17 protein-coding genes are annotated in these 16583 nt (G+C 68.9%); 13 read left to right on the top strand and 4 right to left on the bottom strand.

Annotated features, from left to right (window positions below; genetic code table 11):
- Positions 1-91: 91 nt before the first annotated feature.
- The 12 genes from ABT001_RS11625 (at position 92) to ABT001_RS11570 (ending at position 11305) form a co-directional block, all read left to right on the top strand.
- Positions 92-1459: an MraY family glycosyltransferase gene (locus ABT001_RS11625; RefSeq protein ID WP_351275539.1), complete on the top strand. Its 1368-nt coding sequence runs from the start codon at positions 92-94 to the stop codon at positions 1457-1459.
- A gap of 277 nt (positions 1460-1736) precedes the next feature.
- Positions 1737-2168, top strand: coding sequence for a Cg1360 family ATP-synthase-associated protein (locus tag ABT001_RS11620; RefSeq protein WP_351275537.1), 432 nt, complete (start codon positions 1737-1739; stop codon positions 2166-2168).
- A gap of 249 nt (positions 2169-2417) precedes the next feature.
- Positions 2418-3245 (top strand): F0F1 ATP synthase subunit A, encoded by an 828-nt coding sequence (atpB, locus tag ABT001_RS11615; protein ID WP_351275625.1) that lies wholly within the window; start codon positions 2418-2420, stop codon positions 3243-3245.
- A gap of 82 nt (positions 3246-3327) precedes the next feature.
- Positions 3328-3561 (top strand): ATP synthase F0 subunit C, encoded by a 234-nt coding sequence (gene atpE, locus ABT001_RS11610; protein WP_351275535.1) that lies wholly within the window; start codon positions 3328-3330, stop codon positions 3559-3561.
- A 37-nt stretch (positions 3562-3598) separates the two neighbouring features.
- A complete protein-coding gene (locus ABT001_RS11605; RefSeq protein ID WP_351275533.1) occupies positions 3599-4135 on the top strand; it encodes a F0F1 ATP synthase subunit B in 537 nt (178 codons plus the stop codon).
- The gene (locus ABT001_RS11600; protein WP_351275531.1) at positions 4132-4947 is read left to right on the top strand and encodes a F0F1 ATP synthase subunit delta; all 816 of its coding nucleotides are present in this window, start codon (positions 4132-4134) and stop codon (positions 4945-4947) included. Before ABT001_RS11605 ends, ABT001_RS11600 begins: the two co-directional genes overlap by 4 nt.
- A gap of 143 nt (positions 4948-5090) precedes the next feature.
- Positions 5091-6662, top strand: a complete 1572-nt coding sequence (gene atpA, locus ABT001_RS11595) for a F0F1 ATP synthase subunit alpha (protein ID WP_351275529.1) — start codon at positions 5091-5093, stop codon at positions 6660-6662.
- Between the two features lie 3 nt (positions 6663-6665).
- Positions 6666-7595 carry a F0F1 ATP synthase subunit gamma gene (locus ABT001_RS11590; protein WP_351275527.1) on the top strand — a complete coding sequence of 310 codons (930 nt, stop codon included), beginning with the start codon at positions 6666-6668 and terminating at the stop codon, positions 7593-7595.
- A complete protein-coding gene (gene atpD / locus ABT001_RS11585; RefSeq protein ID WP_351275525.1) occupies positions 7595-9037 on the top strand; it encodes a F0F1 ATP synthase subunit beta in 1443 nt (480 codons plus the stop codon). The genes ABT001_RS11590 and atpD overlap by 1 nt, the downstream gene beginning before the upstream one ends.
- Before the next feature lie 109 nt (positions 9038-9146).
- Positions 9147-9521 (top strand): F0F1 ATP synthase subunit epsilon, encoded by a 375-nt coding sequence (locus ABT001_RS11580; RefSeq protein ID WP_351275523.1) that lies wholly within the window; start codon positions 9147-9149, stop codon positions 9519-9521.
- A gap of 142 nt (positions 9522-9663) precedes the next feature.
- Positions 9664-10110, top strand: coding sequence for a DUF2550 domain-containing protein (locus ABT001_RS11575; RefSeq protein WP_014154045.1), 447 nt, complete (start codon positions 9664-9666; stop codon positions 10108-10110).
- A 145-nt stretch (positions 10111-10255) separates the two neighbouring features.
- On the top strand, positions 10256-11305 hold the full coding sequence (locus ABT001_RS11570) for an LLM class flavin-dependent oxidoreductase (protein WP_351275521.1): 1050 nt from the start codon (positions 10256-10258) through the stop codon (positions 11303-11305).
- Positions 11306-11405: 100 nt separating this feature from the next.
- Here ABT001_RS11570 and ABT001_RS11565 read toward each other — a convergent pair whose 3' ends face one another.
- From ABT001_RS11565 to ABT001_RS11555, 3 genes are all read right to left on the bottom strand, one after another.
- A complete protein-coding gene (locus tag ABT001_RS11565) occupies positions 11406-13289 on the bottom strand; it encodes a glycosyl hydrolase family 18 protein (RefSeq protein ID WP_351275519.1) in 1884 nt (627 codons plus the stop codon).
- A 168-nt stretch (positions 13290-13457) separates the two neighbouring features.
- Entirely contained in the window at positions 13458-14108 is a 651-nt protein-coding gene (locus ABT001_RS11560) for a response regulator (protein ID WP_351275517.1), read from the bottom strand.
- Complete coding sequence (locus tag ABT001_RS11555; protein ID WP_351275515.1) at positions 14105-15301, bottom strand: sensor histidine kinase; 1197 nt, start codon at positions 15299-15301, stop codon at positions 14105-14107. The genes ABT001_RS11560 and ABT001_RS11555 overlap by 4 nt, the downstream gene beginning before the upstream one ends.
- A gap of 151 nt (positions 15302-15452) precedes the next feature.
- Between ABT001_RS11555 and ABT001_RS11550 the strand changes: the two genes are divergently transcribed.
- Positions 15453-16010 carry a hypothetical protein gene (locus ABT001_RS11550; RefSeq protein WP_351275513.1) on the top strand — a complete coding sequence of 186 codons (558 nt, stop codon included), beginning with the start codon at positions 15453-15455 and terminating at the stop codon, positions 16008-16010.
- On the opposite strand, the gene ABT001_RS11545 is transcribed toward ABT001_RS11550, so the two are convergent.
- The gene (locus ABT001_RS11545; RefSeq protein WP_351275511.1) at positions 16011-16583 is read right to left on the bottom strand and encodes a cob(I)yrinic acid a,c-diamide adenosyltransferase; all 573 of its coding nucleotides are present in this window, start codon (positions 16581-16583) and stop codon (positions 16011-16013) included.

Raw genomic sequence — 16583 nt, 5'->3', positions numbered from 1 at the left:
GGTGTGAACGACCCCTGTGCAACCAACACCCGTGGCTCGGTGTCCTCGTTCTTGAGACTAGGGTGTGGGGCTGAGATGGCCGGCGAAATCTGTGGGGCAGCCCGTGCGTGATTACCTGCTGACGCTCTGTGTCACGGCAGCGGTTACCTATCTGCTGACCGGACCGGTGCGGAAGTTCGCCATCGCGGTCGGGGCGATGCCCGCGATCCGTGCGCGTGACGTACACCGGGAACCGACACCTCGGCTCGGTGGCATCGCCATGTTCGGCGGACTGTGCGCGGGGCTGATCGTCGCGGACCACCTGTTCAACCTGAACGGTGTCTTCGAACTCTCCAACGAGCCCAGGGCCCTGCTGTCCGGTGCCGCCCTGATCTGGCTGATCGGTGTCCTGGACGACAAGTTCGAGATCGACGCGCTGATCAAGCTCGGCGGGCAGATGATCGCCGCCGCCGTCATGGTCATCCAGGGTCTGACGATCCTGTGGCTGCCCATCCCCGGTCTGGGGACCGTCGCGCTCACCCAGTGGCAGGGGACGCTGCTGACGGTCGCGCTGGTCGTCATCACCATCAACGCGGTCAACTTCGTGGACGGCCTGGACGGTCTCGCGGCCGGCATGGTCTGCATCGCGTCCGCGGCGTTCTTCCTGTACACCTACCGCCTCTGGTACGGGTACGGGATCGAGGCGGCGGCCCCCGCCACGCTCTTCGCGGCGATCCTCATGGGCATGTGCCTCGGCTTCCTGCCGCACAACATGCACCCGGCCCGGATCTTCATGGGCGACTCGGGGTCGATGCTCATCGGCCTGGTGCTGGCGGCGGGCGCGATCTCGGTCACCGGCCAGGTGGACCCGGACGCGATGAAGCTCTTCGAGGGCAGTGAGCGGCAGGCGACCCACGCGATGCTGCCGGTCTTCATCCCGCTGCTGCTGCCCCTGACGATCATCGCGATCCCGGCCGCCGACCTGATCCTCGCGATCGTGCGGCGCACCTGGAACGGCCAGTCGCCCTTCGCGGCCGACCGGGGACACCTGCACCACAGGCTGCTGGAGATCGGCCATTCGCACAGCAGGTCGGTGCTGATCATGTACTTCTGGTCCGCGCTGATCGCGTTCGGCGCCGTCGGCTACTCCGTGCACTCCGCGTCGCTGTGGATCGTGCTGGTGATCGTGGGACTGAGCGCCGTGGGCCTGGTCCTGCTGCTCCTGCCGCGCTTCACCCCGAGGGCCCCGAGGTGGGCCCAGAGGATCGTGCCGCCGCGCTACCGGCGCAGGACCGTCGAGAGCGTCTCAACGGCCTCCGAGGCCCCGGGAGAGTCCCAACGGGGGCCTGTGGGCGGGGAGGTGGGGCCCGGCGCCGACGAGGGCTCCAGGGCCCCGGTCGCCGCGGGTGTCCCGGGACTCAACGGCGCCACGGCGATCGGCGGGCATCCGGACCGGCGCAAGGCGGGCTCGCGCCGCTGAGCGCGAGACGTCTTCGGGCGTCTCGTCGCCTACTGCATGAAACCCGCAGAAAAGACATCGACATGCGATCAGTTAGCCCTTACGTGTGACAGTGAGCACCCTTTCGGGTAAAGACCTCATCAAATAGTTTGTGATAGCGTTCACGAGAGCCTGGCGGAGAGTCGGCAGCGAGTCGGCAGTCCGCACTGTGATCGCCTGCACCAGTGCATACGGCACCTCCGGATACGCTCACCTTTGAACGAACTTCCGTCTCGTCCCCCCTGCTGGAGAAGCATCCATGCCGTCGAACGACGCCCGAATCCTCCGAGGCGCCGCGATTCCCACCGCATGCGCCGGCTTGATCGGTGTTGTGGTGGGAGCGTTGACGGCCGGTGTGTCCGGCGCCGTCGGTGCCGCCATCGGCACCGTCGTGGTGCTCGCCTTCTTCGCGGGCGGTCTGTACGGGATCGGAGTCGTGGGGAAGCGCTGGCCCGAGCTGTTCCTCGGCGCGGGCCTTCTGCTGTACACGACACAGATCCTGCTGCTCGTGATCCTGCTGGTGATCTTCCGCGATGCGACGTTCATGGACGGCAGGGTGTTCGGACTGACGGCGCTCGGCTGCGTGCTCGTCTGGATCGCCGGCCAGGCCTGGTCGAACGTCCGGGCCAAGACCCCTTATGTGGTGCCTGAATCCGACAAGTCGTCGACCGGACCGGAGAGTCGCCCGTGACTTCGCGGTGTACGTCCTCTCGACGTAGGGGTGGCATAAATCCCCGATTCGAGGGCTGCTATCGTCCGACCCCAAGGGTGCGTCGAGTGAGGCAGCGGGTGCTGTGCGGGACAGCGCCGCGTGTTCACCACCCTTCCGCAGGCGGCCCCGGCTCACAGCCGGCCGCCCAGACTTCCCGCGTATCCAGTCCAGTGCCGCCTTGTGGCCTCGTACCACGCCGACACATCGAGGAAGCCGTACCTATGCGTCATATCGAAGGAGCTCGCGGTGAGTGCTGACCAGTTGCTCGCCTTCGAGACCGATTGCCACCTCTTCAAGGGGTGCGGCTTCCCGGCTCCCAGCGTGTGGTCGTTCATCTTCGAACCCATCGCCACGGTCGGTTCGGTCGAGATCAACAAGCCCATGCTGCTCGCGGCGATCGGCACCATCGTCATCATCGGTTTCTTCTGGGCCGCCTTCTCCAAGCCGAAGCTGGTCCCGGGCAAGCTCCAGATGGTGGCGGAGACCCTCTACGACTTCGTGCGCCGCGGGATCGCCCGCGAGGTGATCGGTAAGAAGGGGGAGCCGTTCGTCCCCTTCCTGGTCTCCTTGTTCTTCTTCGTCTGGATGCTGAACCTGTGGGCGATCATCCCGCTGGGCCAGTTCCCGGTGAGCTCGTCCATCGCCTACCCTGCGGGCCTGGCGCTCGTCGTCTGGGTCGTCTACATGACGGTCACCTTCAAGACGAACGGGTTCGTCGGAGGCATCCGTAACCTCTGCGTGCCGAGCGGCCTGCCGAAGCCGATCTACGTCATCCTGACGCCGATCGAGTTCGTCTCGAACATCTTCGTGCGGCCCTTCACGCTGGCGGTGCGACTCTTCGCCAACATGTTCGCCGGACACGTCCTGATCCTGATCTTCACGATCGCGACCTGGTACATGCTCGGCACCGTGCTCGGCACGGTCTACGCGGGCGCCTCGTTCGCCCTGACCCTGATCCTCACGGTCTTCGAGCTGTTCATCCAGGCGCTCCAGGCGTACGTCTTCACGGTGCTGACCGCCACGTACCTCTCCCAGGCGCTCGAAGAAGCGCACTGAGAGCCCGAAGCCACTTACCGCTCCATCCCAAGACGTCCGGTGGACACAGCCCACCGGCCCATTTAGAGAAGGAACCAAGGACATGTCTGCTCTTGAGACCCTTGCGGCCGTCGAAGGCAACATCGGCACCATCGGCTACGGCCTCGCGGCGATCGGCCCCGGTATCGGCGTCGGCATCATCTTCGGTAACGGTGTGCAGGCCATCGCCCGCCAGCCCGAGGCGGCCGGCCTCATCCGCCAGAACATGCTGCTCGGCTTCGCCGTCGTCGAGGCCCTGGCCCTGATCGGCTTCGTCGTCCCGTTCATCCTCACCTGATGTACCGGCAGTAGCCCGATTCGACGGAAGGTCCACCATGATGTACCTGGCTGCCGAGGAACCGCAGAATCCTCTGCTCCCGGTCCTGCCCGAGGTCGTCATCGGCCTGATCTGTTTCGCCATCGTCTTCTTCGTCTTCTCGAAGAAGCTCCTCCCGAACATGAACAAGGTTCTGGAAGAGCGCCGAGAGGCCATCGAAGGCGGTATCGAGAAGGCCGACGCGGCACAGGTCGAGGCCCAGAGCGTGCTCGAGCAGTACAAGGCTCAGCTCGCCGAAGCCCGGCACGAAGCGGCGCGTCTCCGTCAGGAGGCCACCGAGCAGGGCTCCGTGATCATCGCGGAGATGCGCGCCGAAGGGCAGCGTCAGCGCGAGGAGATCATCGCCGCCGGCCACGCCCAGATCGAGGCCGACCGCAAGGCCGCGGCGTCCGCGCTGCGTCAGGACGTCGGCTCCCTCGCCACCGCCCTGGCCGGCAAGCTCGTCGGCGAGTCCCTCGAGGACCACGCCCGGCAGAGCGGCACCGTCGACCGCTTCCTCGACGAGCTCGAGGCGAAGGCCGAGGCCGTCCGATGAACGGAGCGAGCCGCGAGGCGCTGGCCTCCGCACGCGAGCGTCTCGACGCGCTGACCGACTCCACGTCGGTCGACGCGGCGAAGCTCGCCGAGGAGCTGGCAGCCGTCACCGCGCTGCTCCACCGCGAGGTGTCGTTGCGCCGGGTCCTCACCGACCCGTCGCAGGGCGGCGAGGCCAAGGCCGAGCTGGCCGGACGACTGCTGAGCGGTCAGGTGGGCGGCGAAGCCGTGGACCTGGTCTCCGGCATGGTCCGCTCCCGCTGGTCGCAGTCGCGTGACCTGGTCGACTCGGTCGAGGAGCTGGCGAACACCGCAGACCTCACCGCGGCCGAGCGCGCGGGCGTCCTCGACGACGTCGAGGACGAACTGTTCCGCTTCGGCCGGATCGTCGGGTCCGACGTGGCCCTGCGGGCGGCTCTGACCGACAAGTCGGCTCCGGCCACCGCCAAGGGCGAGCTGCTGCGCAGCCTGCTCGGCGGCAAGGCGCAGCCCGTCACCGAGCGTGTGATCACGCGCCTCGTGACGCAGCCGCGTGGACGTAGCCTGGAAGCGGGACTCGAGTCCCTCTCCACGCTCGCCGCCGAGCGCCGCAACCGTACGGTCGCCGTCGTCACCTCGGCGGTACCGCTGTCCGATCGGCAGAAGCAGCGCCTCGGCGCCGCCCTGGCGAAGATCTACGGCCGTGAGATGCACCTGAACCTGGACGTGGACCCCGAGGTCCTCGGCGGGATCTCGGTGCGCGTCGGTGACGAGGTCATCAACGGCACGATCGCGGAGCGCCTCGAAGAGGTCACCCGCAGGATGGCCGGCTGACAGCGCGCAGCGCCACCGCACCAACTGAACGAGCAAGAACAGCGGCCCGGTTGGGCCGTGCAGAAATTGCAGAAGATTCCTGGGGGTCGCCCCCAGACCCCACTGAGAAACTTCGGGCCCAACAAGGAGAGCAGGGAACCCAGATGGCGGAGCTCACGATCCGGCCGGAGGAGATCCGGGACGCACTGGATAACTTCGTCCAGTCGTACCAGCCGGACGCGGCCTCGCGCGAGGAGGTCGGTACGGTCAGCGTTGCCGGTGACGGCATCGCGAAGGTCGAGGGTCTTCCCTCGGCCATGGCGAACGAGCTGCTGAAGTTCGAGGACGGCACCCTCGGTCTCGCCCTCAACCTCGAGGAGCGGGAGATCGGTGCGATCGTCCTCGGCGAGTTCAGCGGAATCGAGGAGGGCCAGCCGGTGCAGCGCACCGGTGAGGTGCTCTCCGTCGGTGTGGGCGAGGGTTACCTCGGCCGCGTCGTCGACCCGCTCGGCAACCCGATCGACGGTCTCGGCGAGATCGCGACCGAAAGCCGTCGCGCCCTCGAGCTGCAGGCGCCTGGCGTCATGGTCCGTAAGTCGGTGCACGAGCCGATGCAGACCGGCTACAAGGCCGTCGACGCCATGGTGCCGATCGGCCGTGGCCAGCGTCAGCTGATCATCGGTGACCGTCAGACGGGTAAGACCGCTCTGGCCGTCGACACGATCATCAACCAGCGCGACAACTGGCGCTCGGGCGACGTGAACAAGCAGGTGCGCTGCATCTACGTCGCCATCGGTCAGAAGGGCTCCACCATCGCCTCCGTGCGCGGTGCCCTCGAAGAGGCCGGCGCGCTCGAGTACACGACCATCGTCGCCGCCCCGGCGTCCGACCCGGCCGGCTTCAAGTACCTAGCGCCGTACACCGGTTCGGCCATCGGCCAGCACTGGATGTACGACGGCAAGCACGTCCTCATCATCTTCGACGACCTCTCGAAGCAGGCCGACGCCTACCGCGCCGTGTCGCTTCTGCTGCGCCGTCCGCCGGGCCGTGAGGCCTACCCGGGCGACGTCTTCTACCTGCACTCGCGTCTGCTGGAGCGCTGCGCCAAGCTCTCCGACGACCTGGGTGCCGGTTCGATGACGGGTCTGCCCATCGTCGAGACCAAGGCGAACGACGTGTCGGCGTTCATCCCGACCAACGTCATCTCCATCACCGACGGCCAGTGCTTCCTGGAGTCCGACCTGTTCAACGCGGGTCAGCGTCCGGCGCTCAACGTCGGTATCTCGGTCTCCCGAGTCGGTGGCTCCGCCCAGCACAAGGCCATGAAGCAGGTCTCCGGCCGACTGCGCGTGGACCTCGCCCAGTACCGCGAGCTGGAGGCGTTCGCCGCCTTCGGTTCCGACCTGGACGCGGCCTCCAAGGCGTCGCTGGAGCGCGGTAAGCGCATGGTCGAGCTGCTGAAGCAGCCGCAGTACGCCCCGTTCCCGATGGAGGAGCAGGTCGTCTCCGTCTGGGCCGGCACCACGGGCAAGATGGACGACGTCCCGGTCGAGGACATCCGCCGCTTCGAGGGTGAGCTGCTGGAGTACCTGCGCCGCGAGCGCAAGGACCTCCTGACCAGCATCGCCGAGGGCGGCAAGATGTCCGACGACACGCTGCAGTCGATCGCCGACGCGATCGCCTCGTTCAAGCAGCAGTTCGAGACCTCGGACGGCAAGCTCCTGGGCGAGGGCTGATCGATGGGCGCTCAGCTTCGCGTTTACAAGCGCCGCATCCAAGCCGTCACCGCGACCAAGAAGATCACCAAGGCGATGGAGATGATCGCCGCCTCGCGCATCGTCAAGGCGCAGCGCAAGGTGGCGGCGTCGATGCCGTACGCGACCGAGCTCACCCGTGCGGTGACCGCGGTCGCCACCGGCTCCAACACCAAGCACTCGCTCACCACCGAGGTCGAGTCCCCGACCCGGGCGGCGGTCCTGCTCCTCACGAGCGACCGCGGTCTGGCCGGCGGCTACTCCTCCAACGCCATCAAGGCGGCGGAGCGGCTGCGGGAGCGGCTGTCGGCCGAGGGCAAGGAGGTCGACACGTACATCGTCGGCCGCAAGGGTGTCGCGTACTACGGCTTCCGTGAGCGCAAGGTCTCGGAGTCGTGGACCGGCTTCACCGACAGCCCGGAGTACTCGGACGCCAAGAAGATCGCCGCGCCCCTGATCGAGTCCATCCAGAAGGACACGGCCGAGGGCGGGGTGGACGAGCTGCACATCGTCTTCACGGAATTCGTGTCGATGATGACGCAGAACGCGGTCGACGGCCGGATGCTGCCGCTGTCGCTCGACGAGGTGGCCGAGGCCGATTCCGCCGAGGGTACCCAGAAGAGCGTGGTCCGTCCGCTGTTCGACTTCGAGCCGTCGGCCGAGGACGTCCTCGACGCCCTTCTGCCGCGCTACGTCGAGAGCCGTATCTACAACGCACTGCTGCAGGCCGCCGCTTCCGAGCACGCCGCCCGCCGCCGTGCGATGAAGTCGGCGACCGACAACGCCGGGGATCTGATCAAGAGCCTCTCCAGGCTTGCCAATGCGGCCCGCCAGGCCGAAATCACCCAGGAAATCAGCGAGATCGTCGGCGGTGCAGGTGCGCTGGCCGACGCGTCCGCGGGGAGTGACAAGTAATGACGACGACAGTTGAGACGGCCGCTGCCACGGGCCGCGTCGCCCGGGTCATCGGCCCGGTCGTCGACGTGGAGTTCCCCGTCGACGCGATGCCGGAGATCTACAACGCCCTGCACGTCGAGGTCGACGACCCGGCCGAGGCCGGCGCTCGTAAGACGCTGACCCTCGAGGTCGCCCAGCACCTGGGTGACGGCGTGGTCCGCGCGATCTCGATGCAGCCCACCGACGGCCTGGTCCGCCAGGCCCCGGTGACCGACACGGGTTCGGGCATCACCGTCCCGGTCGGTGACATCACCAAGGGCAAGGTGTTCAACACCCTCGGTCAGATCCTGAACGAGCCGGAGGCCGAGGCGCAGATCACCGAGCGCTGGCCGATCCACCGCAAGGCCCCGGCCTTCGACCAGCTCGAGTCCAAGACCGAGATGTTCGAGACCGGCCTGAAGGTCGTCGACCTGCTGACCCCGTACGTCAAGGGCGGCAAGATCGGTCTGTTCGGTGGTGCGGGCGTCGGCAAGACGGTCCTCATCCAGGAAATGATCATGCGTGTGGCGAAGCTGCACGACGGTGTGTCGGTGTTCGCCGGTGTCGGCGAGCGCACCCGTGAGGGCAACGACCTCATCGACGAGATGACCGACTCGGGCGTCCTGGAGAAGACCGCACTGGTCTTCGGCCAGATGGACGAGCCGCCGGGCACCCGTCTGCGGGTCGCGCTGTCCGCCCTGACCATGGCGGAGTACTTCCGCGATGTGCAGAAGCAGGACGTGCTGCTCTTCATCGACAACATCTTCCGCTTCACGCAGGCCGGTTCCGAGGTCTCCACGCTGCTCGGCCGCATGCCGTCCGCAGTGGGTTACCAGCCGACCCTGGCCGACGAGATGGGTGTGCTCCAGGAGCGCATCACCTCGACGCGTGGTCACTCGATCACCTCGATGCAGGCGATCTACGTCCCCGCGGACGACCTGACCGACCCGGCCCCGGCCACCACGTTCGCCCACCTCGACGCGACGACGGTTCTCTCCCGTCCGATCTCCGAGAAGGGCATCTACCCGGCCGTGGACCCGCTGGACTCCACGTCCCGCATCCTGGACCCGCGCTACATCGCGCAGGAGCACTACGACGCGGCCAGCCGTGTCAAGGGGATCCTGCAGAAGTACAAGGACCTCCAGGACATCATCGCGATCCTCGGTATCGACGAGCTGGGCGAGGAGGACAAGCTCGTCGTCCACCGTGCCCGTCGCGTCGAGCGCTTCCTGTCGCAGAACACCCACGCCGCCAAGCAGTTCACCGGCCTGGACGGTTCGGACGTTCCGCTCGACGAGTCGATCGCCGCGTTCAACGCGATCTGCGACGGGGAGTACGACCACTTCCCCGAGCAGGCGTTCTTCATGTGCGGTGGCATCGAGGACCTCAAGGCGAACGCCAAGGAGCTCGGCGTCTCCTGAGCCTCCGGCTCACCGAGGGGGGTGGGTGTGTCCCGCCCCCCTCACCACGCCCCGTAGAATCGAAACGACACCCGGCACGACCGCCGGGTGGTGACCCGAGGAGCCACCCTTGGCTGCTGAGCTGCATGTCGAGCTGGTCGCCGCGGACCGTAGTGTCTGGTCCGGCGAGGCCACCCTCGTCGTCGCACGTACCACGTCCGGTGACATCGGCGTCATGCCCGGTCACCAGCCGCTCCTGGGTGTGCTGGAATCGGGCCCCGTGACGATCCGTACGAGTGACGGCGGCACCGTCGTCGCCGCTGTGCACGGCGGATTCATCTCTTTCGCGGACAACAAGCTCTCGCTGCTGGCGGAGATCGCCGAACTCGCGGTCGAGATCGATGTCCAGCGCGCCGAGCGCGCGCTGGAGCGTGCGAAGTCGGACACGGACGCCGCCGCCGAGCGGCGCGCCGACGTACGACTGCGTGCGGTGGCGGCGCACTGAGCGTCCCCACGAGGAGTTCTTGACTCAGCCGCGGCCCGTGCTGGAGAGATCCAGACCGTGTCGCGGCTGAGGCGATGCAGGTGCGGTCCGGTATGGCTCGGTGCGGTATCCGTTACTCGACGATGCGAGGAGGTCGGTGGAGATGGTCCTCGCGTTGTGGGTGGGCGGCCTGGTCGTCGTACTGGTCGCGGTGGGACTGTTCGTCTTCGGCCTCCGCAGGCGGCTGATCCAGCGCTCCGGAGGAACCTTCGACTGCAGTCTGCGCTGGGACGTGTCCGAGGAACCCGATCCGTCCGGCAAGGGCTGGGTGTACGGGGTCGCCCGCTACAGCGGCGACCGCGTCGACTGGTTCCGGGTCTTCTCCTACTCGCCGCGCCCGCGCCGCGGCCTGGAGCGCTCCGCCATCGAGGTGGTCGCGCGCCGGCTGCCCGAGGGCGAGGAGGAGCTGGCGCTCCTGTCCGATTCCGTCGTGCTCGGCTGTCTCCACCGGGGGACACGCCTGGAGCTGGCGATGAGCGAGGACGCCCTGACCGGTTTCCTTGCCTGGCTGGAGGCGGCTCCGCCCGGCCAGAGGGTGAACGTGGCTTAAGGGCTCCTCGTTCGGAGCAGGCCCGGCGGGCGGTCTGGACGGCCCGGCGGTTTTCCGGCATTCTCGCGACCGGCCCGGAAACAGGCGGTGACCCGGGCGCCTCGGCCCCTCCGCACCCCGGCTCCACCCGGCCCCAGGCGGTCCTGTGAAGTTCAGCTACGCCATGCTTCCCGACTACCCCGTCCAGGAATCCCTCGCCTCGATCCGGCTCGCCGACGAGCTCGGTTTCCACGCCTGCTACGCGGCCGACGAGACCTGGCACAAGGACCTGTGGCAGCTGTTCGCCGCGGCGGCCGGCGGGACGAGCCGCATCCGTCTCGGCCCCAGCGTGTCGGCGGTCACCCTCCGGGAGCCGAGCCTGATCGCCCAGTCGCTGGCCACCCTCGACGAGCTGTCCGGAGGGCGTGCCGAAGGGGTTCTGTCCAGCGGGAACTTCGGCCTGCTGGCCCAGTACCGGATGGACTGGACCCGCACCCGGCCGCTGTCCCGGGTCAAGGAGGGGCTCCATGTGGTCCGCACCCTCCTGGACGAAGGGACGATCACCTACGACGGCGAGTTCTTCCGCTACGACGGGCTGTTCACATTCGCCCGCCCGGTCCAGGAACGGCTCCCCGTGATGCTGGGGGCCATGCGCGGCCCCAGGTCCTTCGAAGCGGCCGGCGAGCTGTCCGACGGATGCCACCACGCGCTGAGCTACACCCGCGAGGCCTACGACTACGCGGTCCACCACATCCGGGCGGGCGCCGAGCGGGCCGGGAAGGACTGGCGGACCCTGGACATCGGCGCCTGGGTGGTCTTCGCCACCGGGCCCGACTCCGCCCGGGCCAAGGAGGCGGCCCGCAGCATGGTCGGCATCTACGCCTCCTCGATGCCGGAGGAGCAGCTGCGCCGCAACGGGGTCGACCCGGCGGAGCTGCGGCCCGTCATCGAGGCGATCGCCGGTGGAGACCTGGCGCGCGGGATCGAGCTGACGAGCCCGGAGCTCGCGGACCGGCTGTCCGTCTCGGGCACGCCGGAGGAGTGCGCGGAGAAGATCCGGCGGGAGATCGCACCGGCCGGCGTCAATCACGTGATCTGCGCGATCACCGACCGCAGCCTGGTGCGGACCTTCACCGGCCGGGACATCGAGGGCGTCGCGGACGTGGACACGCAGCTGCGCCTCATCCACGACGAGATCATGCCGGCGTTCGTCTGACCGCGGCCGTCCGACCGCGGTCCGCACGGCCGAAAACCGGGGAGACAGGGGGCGGACCTGTCTCCCCGGCGCTTCTTCGGGGTGCGGCTGCCTCGCGGGGTTAGTTGAGGCCGCTGTCCATCGCGCTCACGAGCTCGCCGTTCGCGGTGTCACCGCTGAACTCCCAGAAGAACGCCCCGCCCAGGCCCTGGCTGTTGGCCCAGGCCATCTTGGACGTGATCGTCGCCGGGGTGTCGTAGCTCCACCAGTTGGTGCCGCAGTGGGCGTAGGCGGTGCCGGCGATCGTGCCGGTGGCCGGGCAGCTGTTCTTCAGGACCTTGTAGTCCTCGATGCCCGCTTCGTACGTGCCCGGGGCCGCCCCGGTCGCCGTGCCGCCGGGAGCCGCCTGGGTGACGCCCGTCCAGCCGCGGCCGTAGAAGCCGATGCCCAGCAGCAGCTTCGAGGCGGGTACGCCCTTGGCCTTCAGCTTGGCGATGGCGGCCGCGCTGTTGAAGCCCTCCTGGGGAACGCCGCTGTAGGAGGTCAGCGGGGAGTGCGGGGCCGTCGGACCCTTGGCCTCCCAGGCGCCGAAGAAGTCGTACGTCATCACGTTGTACCAGTCGAAGGACTGCGCGGCGCCGGCGTAGTCGGCGGCGTCGATCTTGCCGCCCTCCGTGCCGTCCGCGGTGATGGCCGCGGTGACCAGGTAGTCCGAGCCGAATTCGGTGCGCAGCGCCGAGGAGAGGTTCTTCAGCGCGCCGGGCCCGCTGGTGTCACAGGTGAGACCGCAGGCGTTGGGGTACTCCCAGTCGATGTCGATGCCGTCGAAGACATCGGCCCAGCGGGGGTCCTCCACCAGGTCGTGGCAGGACTGGGCGAACGCGGCCGGGTTCTGGGCCGCGGCGCCGAAGCCGCCTGACCAGGTCCAGCCACCGAAGGACCAGAGGATCTTGATGTGCGGGTACGCGGCCTTGAGCTTGCGCAGCTGGTTGAAGTTGCCGCGCAGCGGCTGGTCCCAGGTGTCGGCGACGCCGTCGACCGACTGGTCGGCGGTGTAGGCCTTGTCGTAGTCGGCGTAGGCGTCACCGATGGTGCACTTGCCGCCCTGGACGTTGCCGAACGCGTAGTTGATGTGGGTGATCTTCTCGGCGGAGCCCGAGGTCACGAGGTTCTTGACGTGGTAGTTGCGCCCGTAGACGCCCCATTCGGTGAAGTAGCCGAGGTTGACCTTCTCACCGGTGCCGGGGCCGCCGGGGTCGGTGGTGCCGGTGGTGCGGACGGCGACCGAGGTGCTGACCGGGCCGGTCTGGTCGGCGGTGTCACGGGCCCGCACGGTGTACGAGTAGTCGGTGCCCTTGGTGAGGCCGGTGTCCGTGTACGTCGTCGTGGTGACGGTGGCGACCTTGGCGCCGTCGCGCAGGACGTCGTAGTTCTTGATGCCCTTGTCGTCGGTCGCGGCGCTCCAGGTGAGCTTCGCCGAGGTGTCCGTCACGTTGCTCGCGGTCGGGGTGCCGGGCTTGGACGGGGCGTTGTCGCCTGGGACGCTGCCGCCGTCGCAGGAGGCGCCGTTCAGCTTGCAGCCGGTGGGGGAGCCGGAGCCGGTGCCGTTGAAGCCGAAACTGATGCTGGCGCCCGGGGCGACCGTACCGTTCCAGCCGAGGTTCTTGGCGGTCCAGTGGGTTCCGGAGCCGGTGACGGTGGCGTCCCAGGCGGAGCCGACCGCGGTGCCTGAGGGGAAGTCCCACTCGATGGCCCAGGAGGAGAGGGCGGTCGTGCCGGTGTTCTTGACCGTCCACTGGCCCTCGAAGCCGCTGCCCCAGTCGGACTTCTTGACGTAGGTGGCTGTCGCGGAGGTGGCCGCCGCGGCGGGGGAGGCCAGGCCGACCATCGCGGCAAGGGGCAGCAACAGCGCGGTGAGGCCCGCGACCGTCCTGGTCCTGGTGGATGTGCCGGCCGCGCGTCTCCATCTGAGCCGGGAGAGGCGTACGGGGTTGTCAGTGCTCAACGGTGCTCCTCGGGTGAGGTCCGGCAAACGGGGATGATCCGTAACCTGCGAAGCCTGCGTCGCCCTGAGCCCGCTGTGTCATCGCGTACTCACCGCAGTGTGTTCGGTGAGATTAGGAAGGTCTGGACCAATCGTCAAGAGGTCCAGACCAAAGTTCCGGGAACGGTCTCAGAGGCCCAACTCCTGAGCGAGTACCGCCGCTTGCACCCGGCTGCGCAGCTCCAGCTTTCCGAGGAGCCTGCTGACGTGCGTCTTCACCGTGGCCTCCGCCATCGACAGACGTCCCGCGATCTCGGCGTTCGACAGCCCCTCACCGAGACAGGCCAGCACCTCCCGCTCCCGGCGGGTGAGCGTGTCGAGGGCCTCCGGGGCGGGCGTGGCCGTCCTGCGCGCCGAGGAGGAACCGGCGAACTCCGCGATCAGCCGCCGCGTCACGGCCGGGGCGATCATGCCCTCACCGCGTGCCACCGTGCGGACCGCTTCGAGCAGGTCCTTGGCGTCGGTGTTCTTCAGCAGGAAACCCGACGCACCCGCGCGCAGCGCGCCGAAGACGTACTCGTCCAGGTCGAAGGTCGTCAGCACCAGCACGTCCGCCAGCCGCTCCGCCACGACCTGCCGTGTCGCGGACACCCCGTCGAGCCGGGGCATCTGCACGTCCATCAGCACCAGATCCGGGCGGAGTTCACGGGCCAGGCGCACGGCCGCCTCGCCATCGGCCGCCTCGCCCACCACCTCGATGTCGGGCGCGCTGCCCAGGATCAGCACCAGCCCCGCGCGCACCGCCGACTGGTCCTCGGCGACCAGTACCCGGATCGTCATGACCTCTCCGTTCCTTCCTCGACGGGCAGTTCGGCCCGCACCAGCCAGACCCGTACTCCGTCGCCCCGGGGTTCCGGGCCCGCCTCGATGGTCCCGCCCAGCAGGGCGACCCGTTCCCGCATCCCGATCAGACCGGCCCCCGAGCCGGGCGCGCGCGGCCCCGGCCGCTCGCCGAGGACGCTGCCCACCTCCACCGTCAGCAGCTTGCGCGACCCGCGGAGCCGAACCGTCACCGGGCCTGGCGCCGCGTGCTTGAGCGCGTTCGTCAGCGACTCCTGGACGATGCGGTACGCCGCCAGCTCCACCGGCGCCGGCAGGGGCCCGGTCTCCCCCCGGCCGTCGTCCAGGGTGACCGTGAGCCCGCTGGACGCGGAGCTCGCCCCGGCCTGTTCGACGAGGGCGTCCAGGGAGGCGAGGGTCGGCGCGGCGCTCGGCGGGCCGGCCACGCCGTTCTCCCGCAGCAGCCCGATCAGACGGCGCATCTCGGCGAGGCCGTCGACACTGTTCCGCCGGATCACCCCGAGGGCGTCACGGGAGGTGTCCGGATCGTCGATGGAGAGCGCGGCGGTGGAGTGGATGGCGATCGCGGAGAGGTGGTTGGCGACCATGTCGTGCAGTTCGCGGGCCATCCGCGACCGCTCGGCGGTCACCGCCTGGACCCGGTCCCTCTCGGCCAGCAGCGCCGTCTGATCGGCGCGCAGCCTGGCCGCGTCGGCGGCCTCCCGGTGGTTGCGGACACTGACGCCGGTGAGGGCGGGGGCGAAGAGGACCAGCCCGGTCGCCACGGCGATCAGCAGGGCCTCAGGGTCACGGACCCAGGCGAAGAACCCGATGGTGACGGCGACGGTCACCAGGAACGTGGCCACCGGGATCCGCCGGGCGGCGGCCGGGGTCCCGTAGACCACCGCCGCGTACATGAGGTCCGTGTACATCAGGATGGTCGCCACGCTGCCCGTCGTGAACTGGTCGGCGATCAGCGCGAGCGTCCCGAGGGCGACCGCCGCCTGCGGCCGGCTCCGGCGCAGCAGCTCCAGGCCGGCCGTCACCGCGAGCGGTACGAGAGCCACCCAGTGGGCGGCGAAGAGCCGCCCGCCCTGGGTGTGCAGCCCGGCGGCCCAGAGCATCAGCCCGCCCGCCAGCCCGGTCACCGCGATCAGTACGTCGTGGCGGTGCGGTCGCAGTGAGGTGAACACACGCCCATCCAACACGGCGCGGGCCGGCTCCACGTCCGTACGCCGGGGGAGCCGCGGCTACATCGAAGGATGCAGTCGCGTTTCGTCACTGCCGACGACGATCCGGCGCCGGACGGAAGGGAGCCTGGAAGGGACCGGAAGGAGAAGGACCGTGATCGTCACACTGATCGTGCTCTGCGAGGTCGGCTTCTGGGTCCTGCTGGCCGCCGGCCTCGCGCTGCGGTACGTCGCGAAGAAGCCCCGGCTGGGTGCGGCCGTGCTCCTGTGCGAGCCGCTGCTGGAGGCCGTCCTGCTGGTGGCGACGGCCATCGACCTGAAGAACGGCGCCGAGCCGGGCCTGAAGCACGGCATCGCGGCCGTCTACATCGGCTACACCGTGGGGCTCGGCCACGCCACCGTCAAGTGGGTCGACGCCAGGGTCGCCCACCGCTTCGCGGGCGGTCCGCCGCCGGTGAGGCCCCCGAAGTACGGAATGGCGCGGGCCGCCCACGAGTGGCGCACCGCCGCCCGCTGGATCGTGGCCGCGCTGACCGCCATGGCCCTGCTCCAGGCGGCGGTCTGGTACGTCGGCGGGGACGGCGACACCGGCTCGCTGCAGATGTGGCAGCAGAAGATGCTCTGGGTGATCGGGATCAACCTGGTCATCGCCGGGGGTTACACGGTGTTCCCCAAGCAGGAGCCCAAGGACCGGGTCGGGGCGGGCCGCTGATCAGCGCTCGCCGCCCGGCACCCACAGCACGTCACCGACCTCCTTGTTCGCCGTCCTGGCCAGGATGAACAGGAGGTCGGAGAGGCGGTTGAGGTAGGTCGCGGTCAGGGCGTTCATCACGTCCCCGTGCACCTCCAGCGCTGCCCAGGTGGACCGCTCCGCCCGCCGGACGACCGTGCAGGCCTGGTGCAGCAGCGCCGCCCCGGGGGTGCCGCCCGGAAGGATGAAGCTCCGGAGCTTCTCCAGCTCCTCCAGGAAGGTGTCGCAGTCCGCCTCCAGTTTGTCGACGTAGGACTGTTCGACCCGCAACGGCGGGTACTCCGGGTTCTCCACCACCGGCGTGGACAGGTCCGCACCCACGTCGAACAGGTCGTTCTGCACACGGACGAGGACCTTCACGACGTCCTCGGAGAGGTTCCCGAGCGCGACGGCCGTGCCGATCACGGCGTTGGCCTCGTTGGCGTCGGCGTACGCCGAGATCCGCAGATCGGTCTTGGCGGTCCGGCTCATGTCGCCGAGGGCGGTGGTGCCCTTGTCGCCGGTACGGGTGTAGATGCGCGTCAGATTGACCAT

The organism is Streptomyces sp. NPDC002793 (genome assembly GCF_040295485.1).
Lineage (GTDB): Bacteria > Actinomycetota > Actinomycetes > Streptomycetales > Streptomycetaceae > Streptomyces.
Note: the sequence above shows the minus strand (reverse complement) of the source record. Positions and strands in the feature narration are given on the sequence as shown.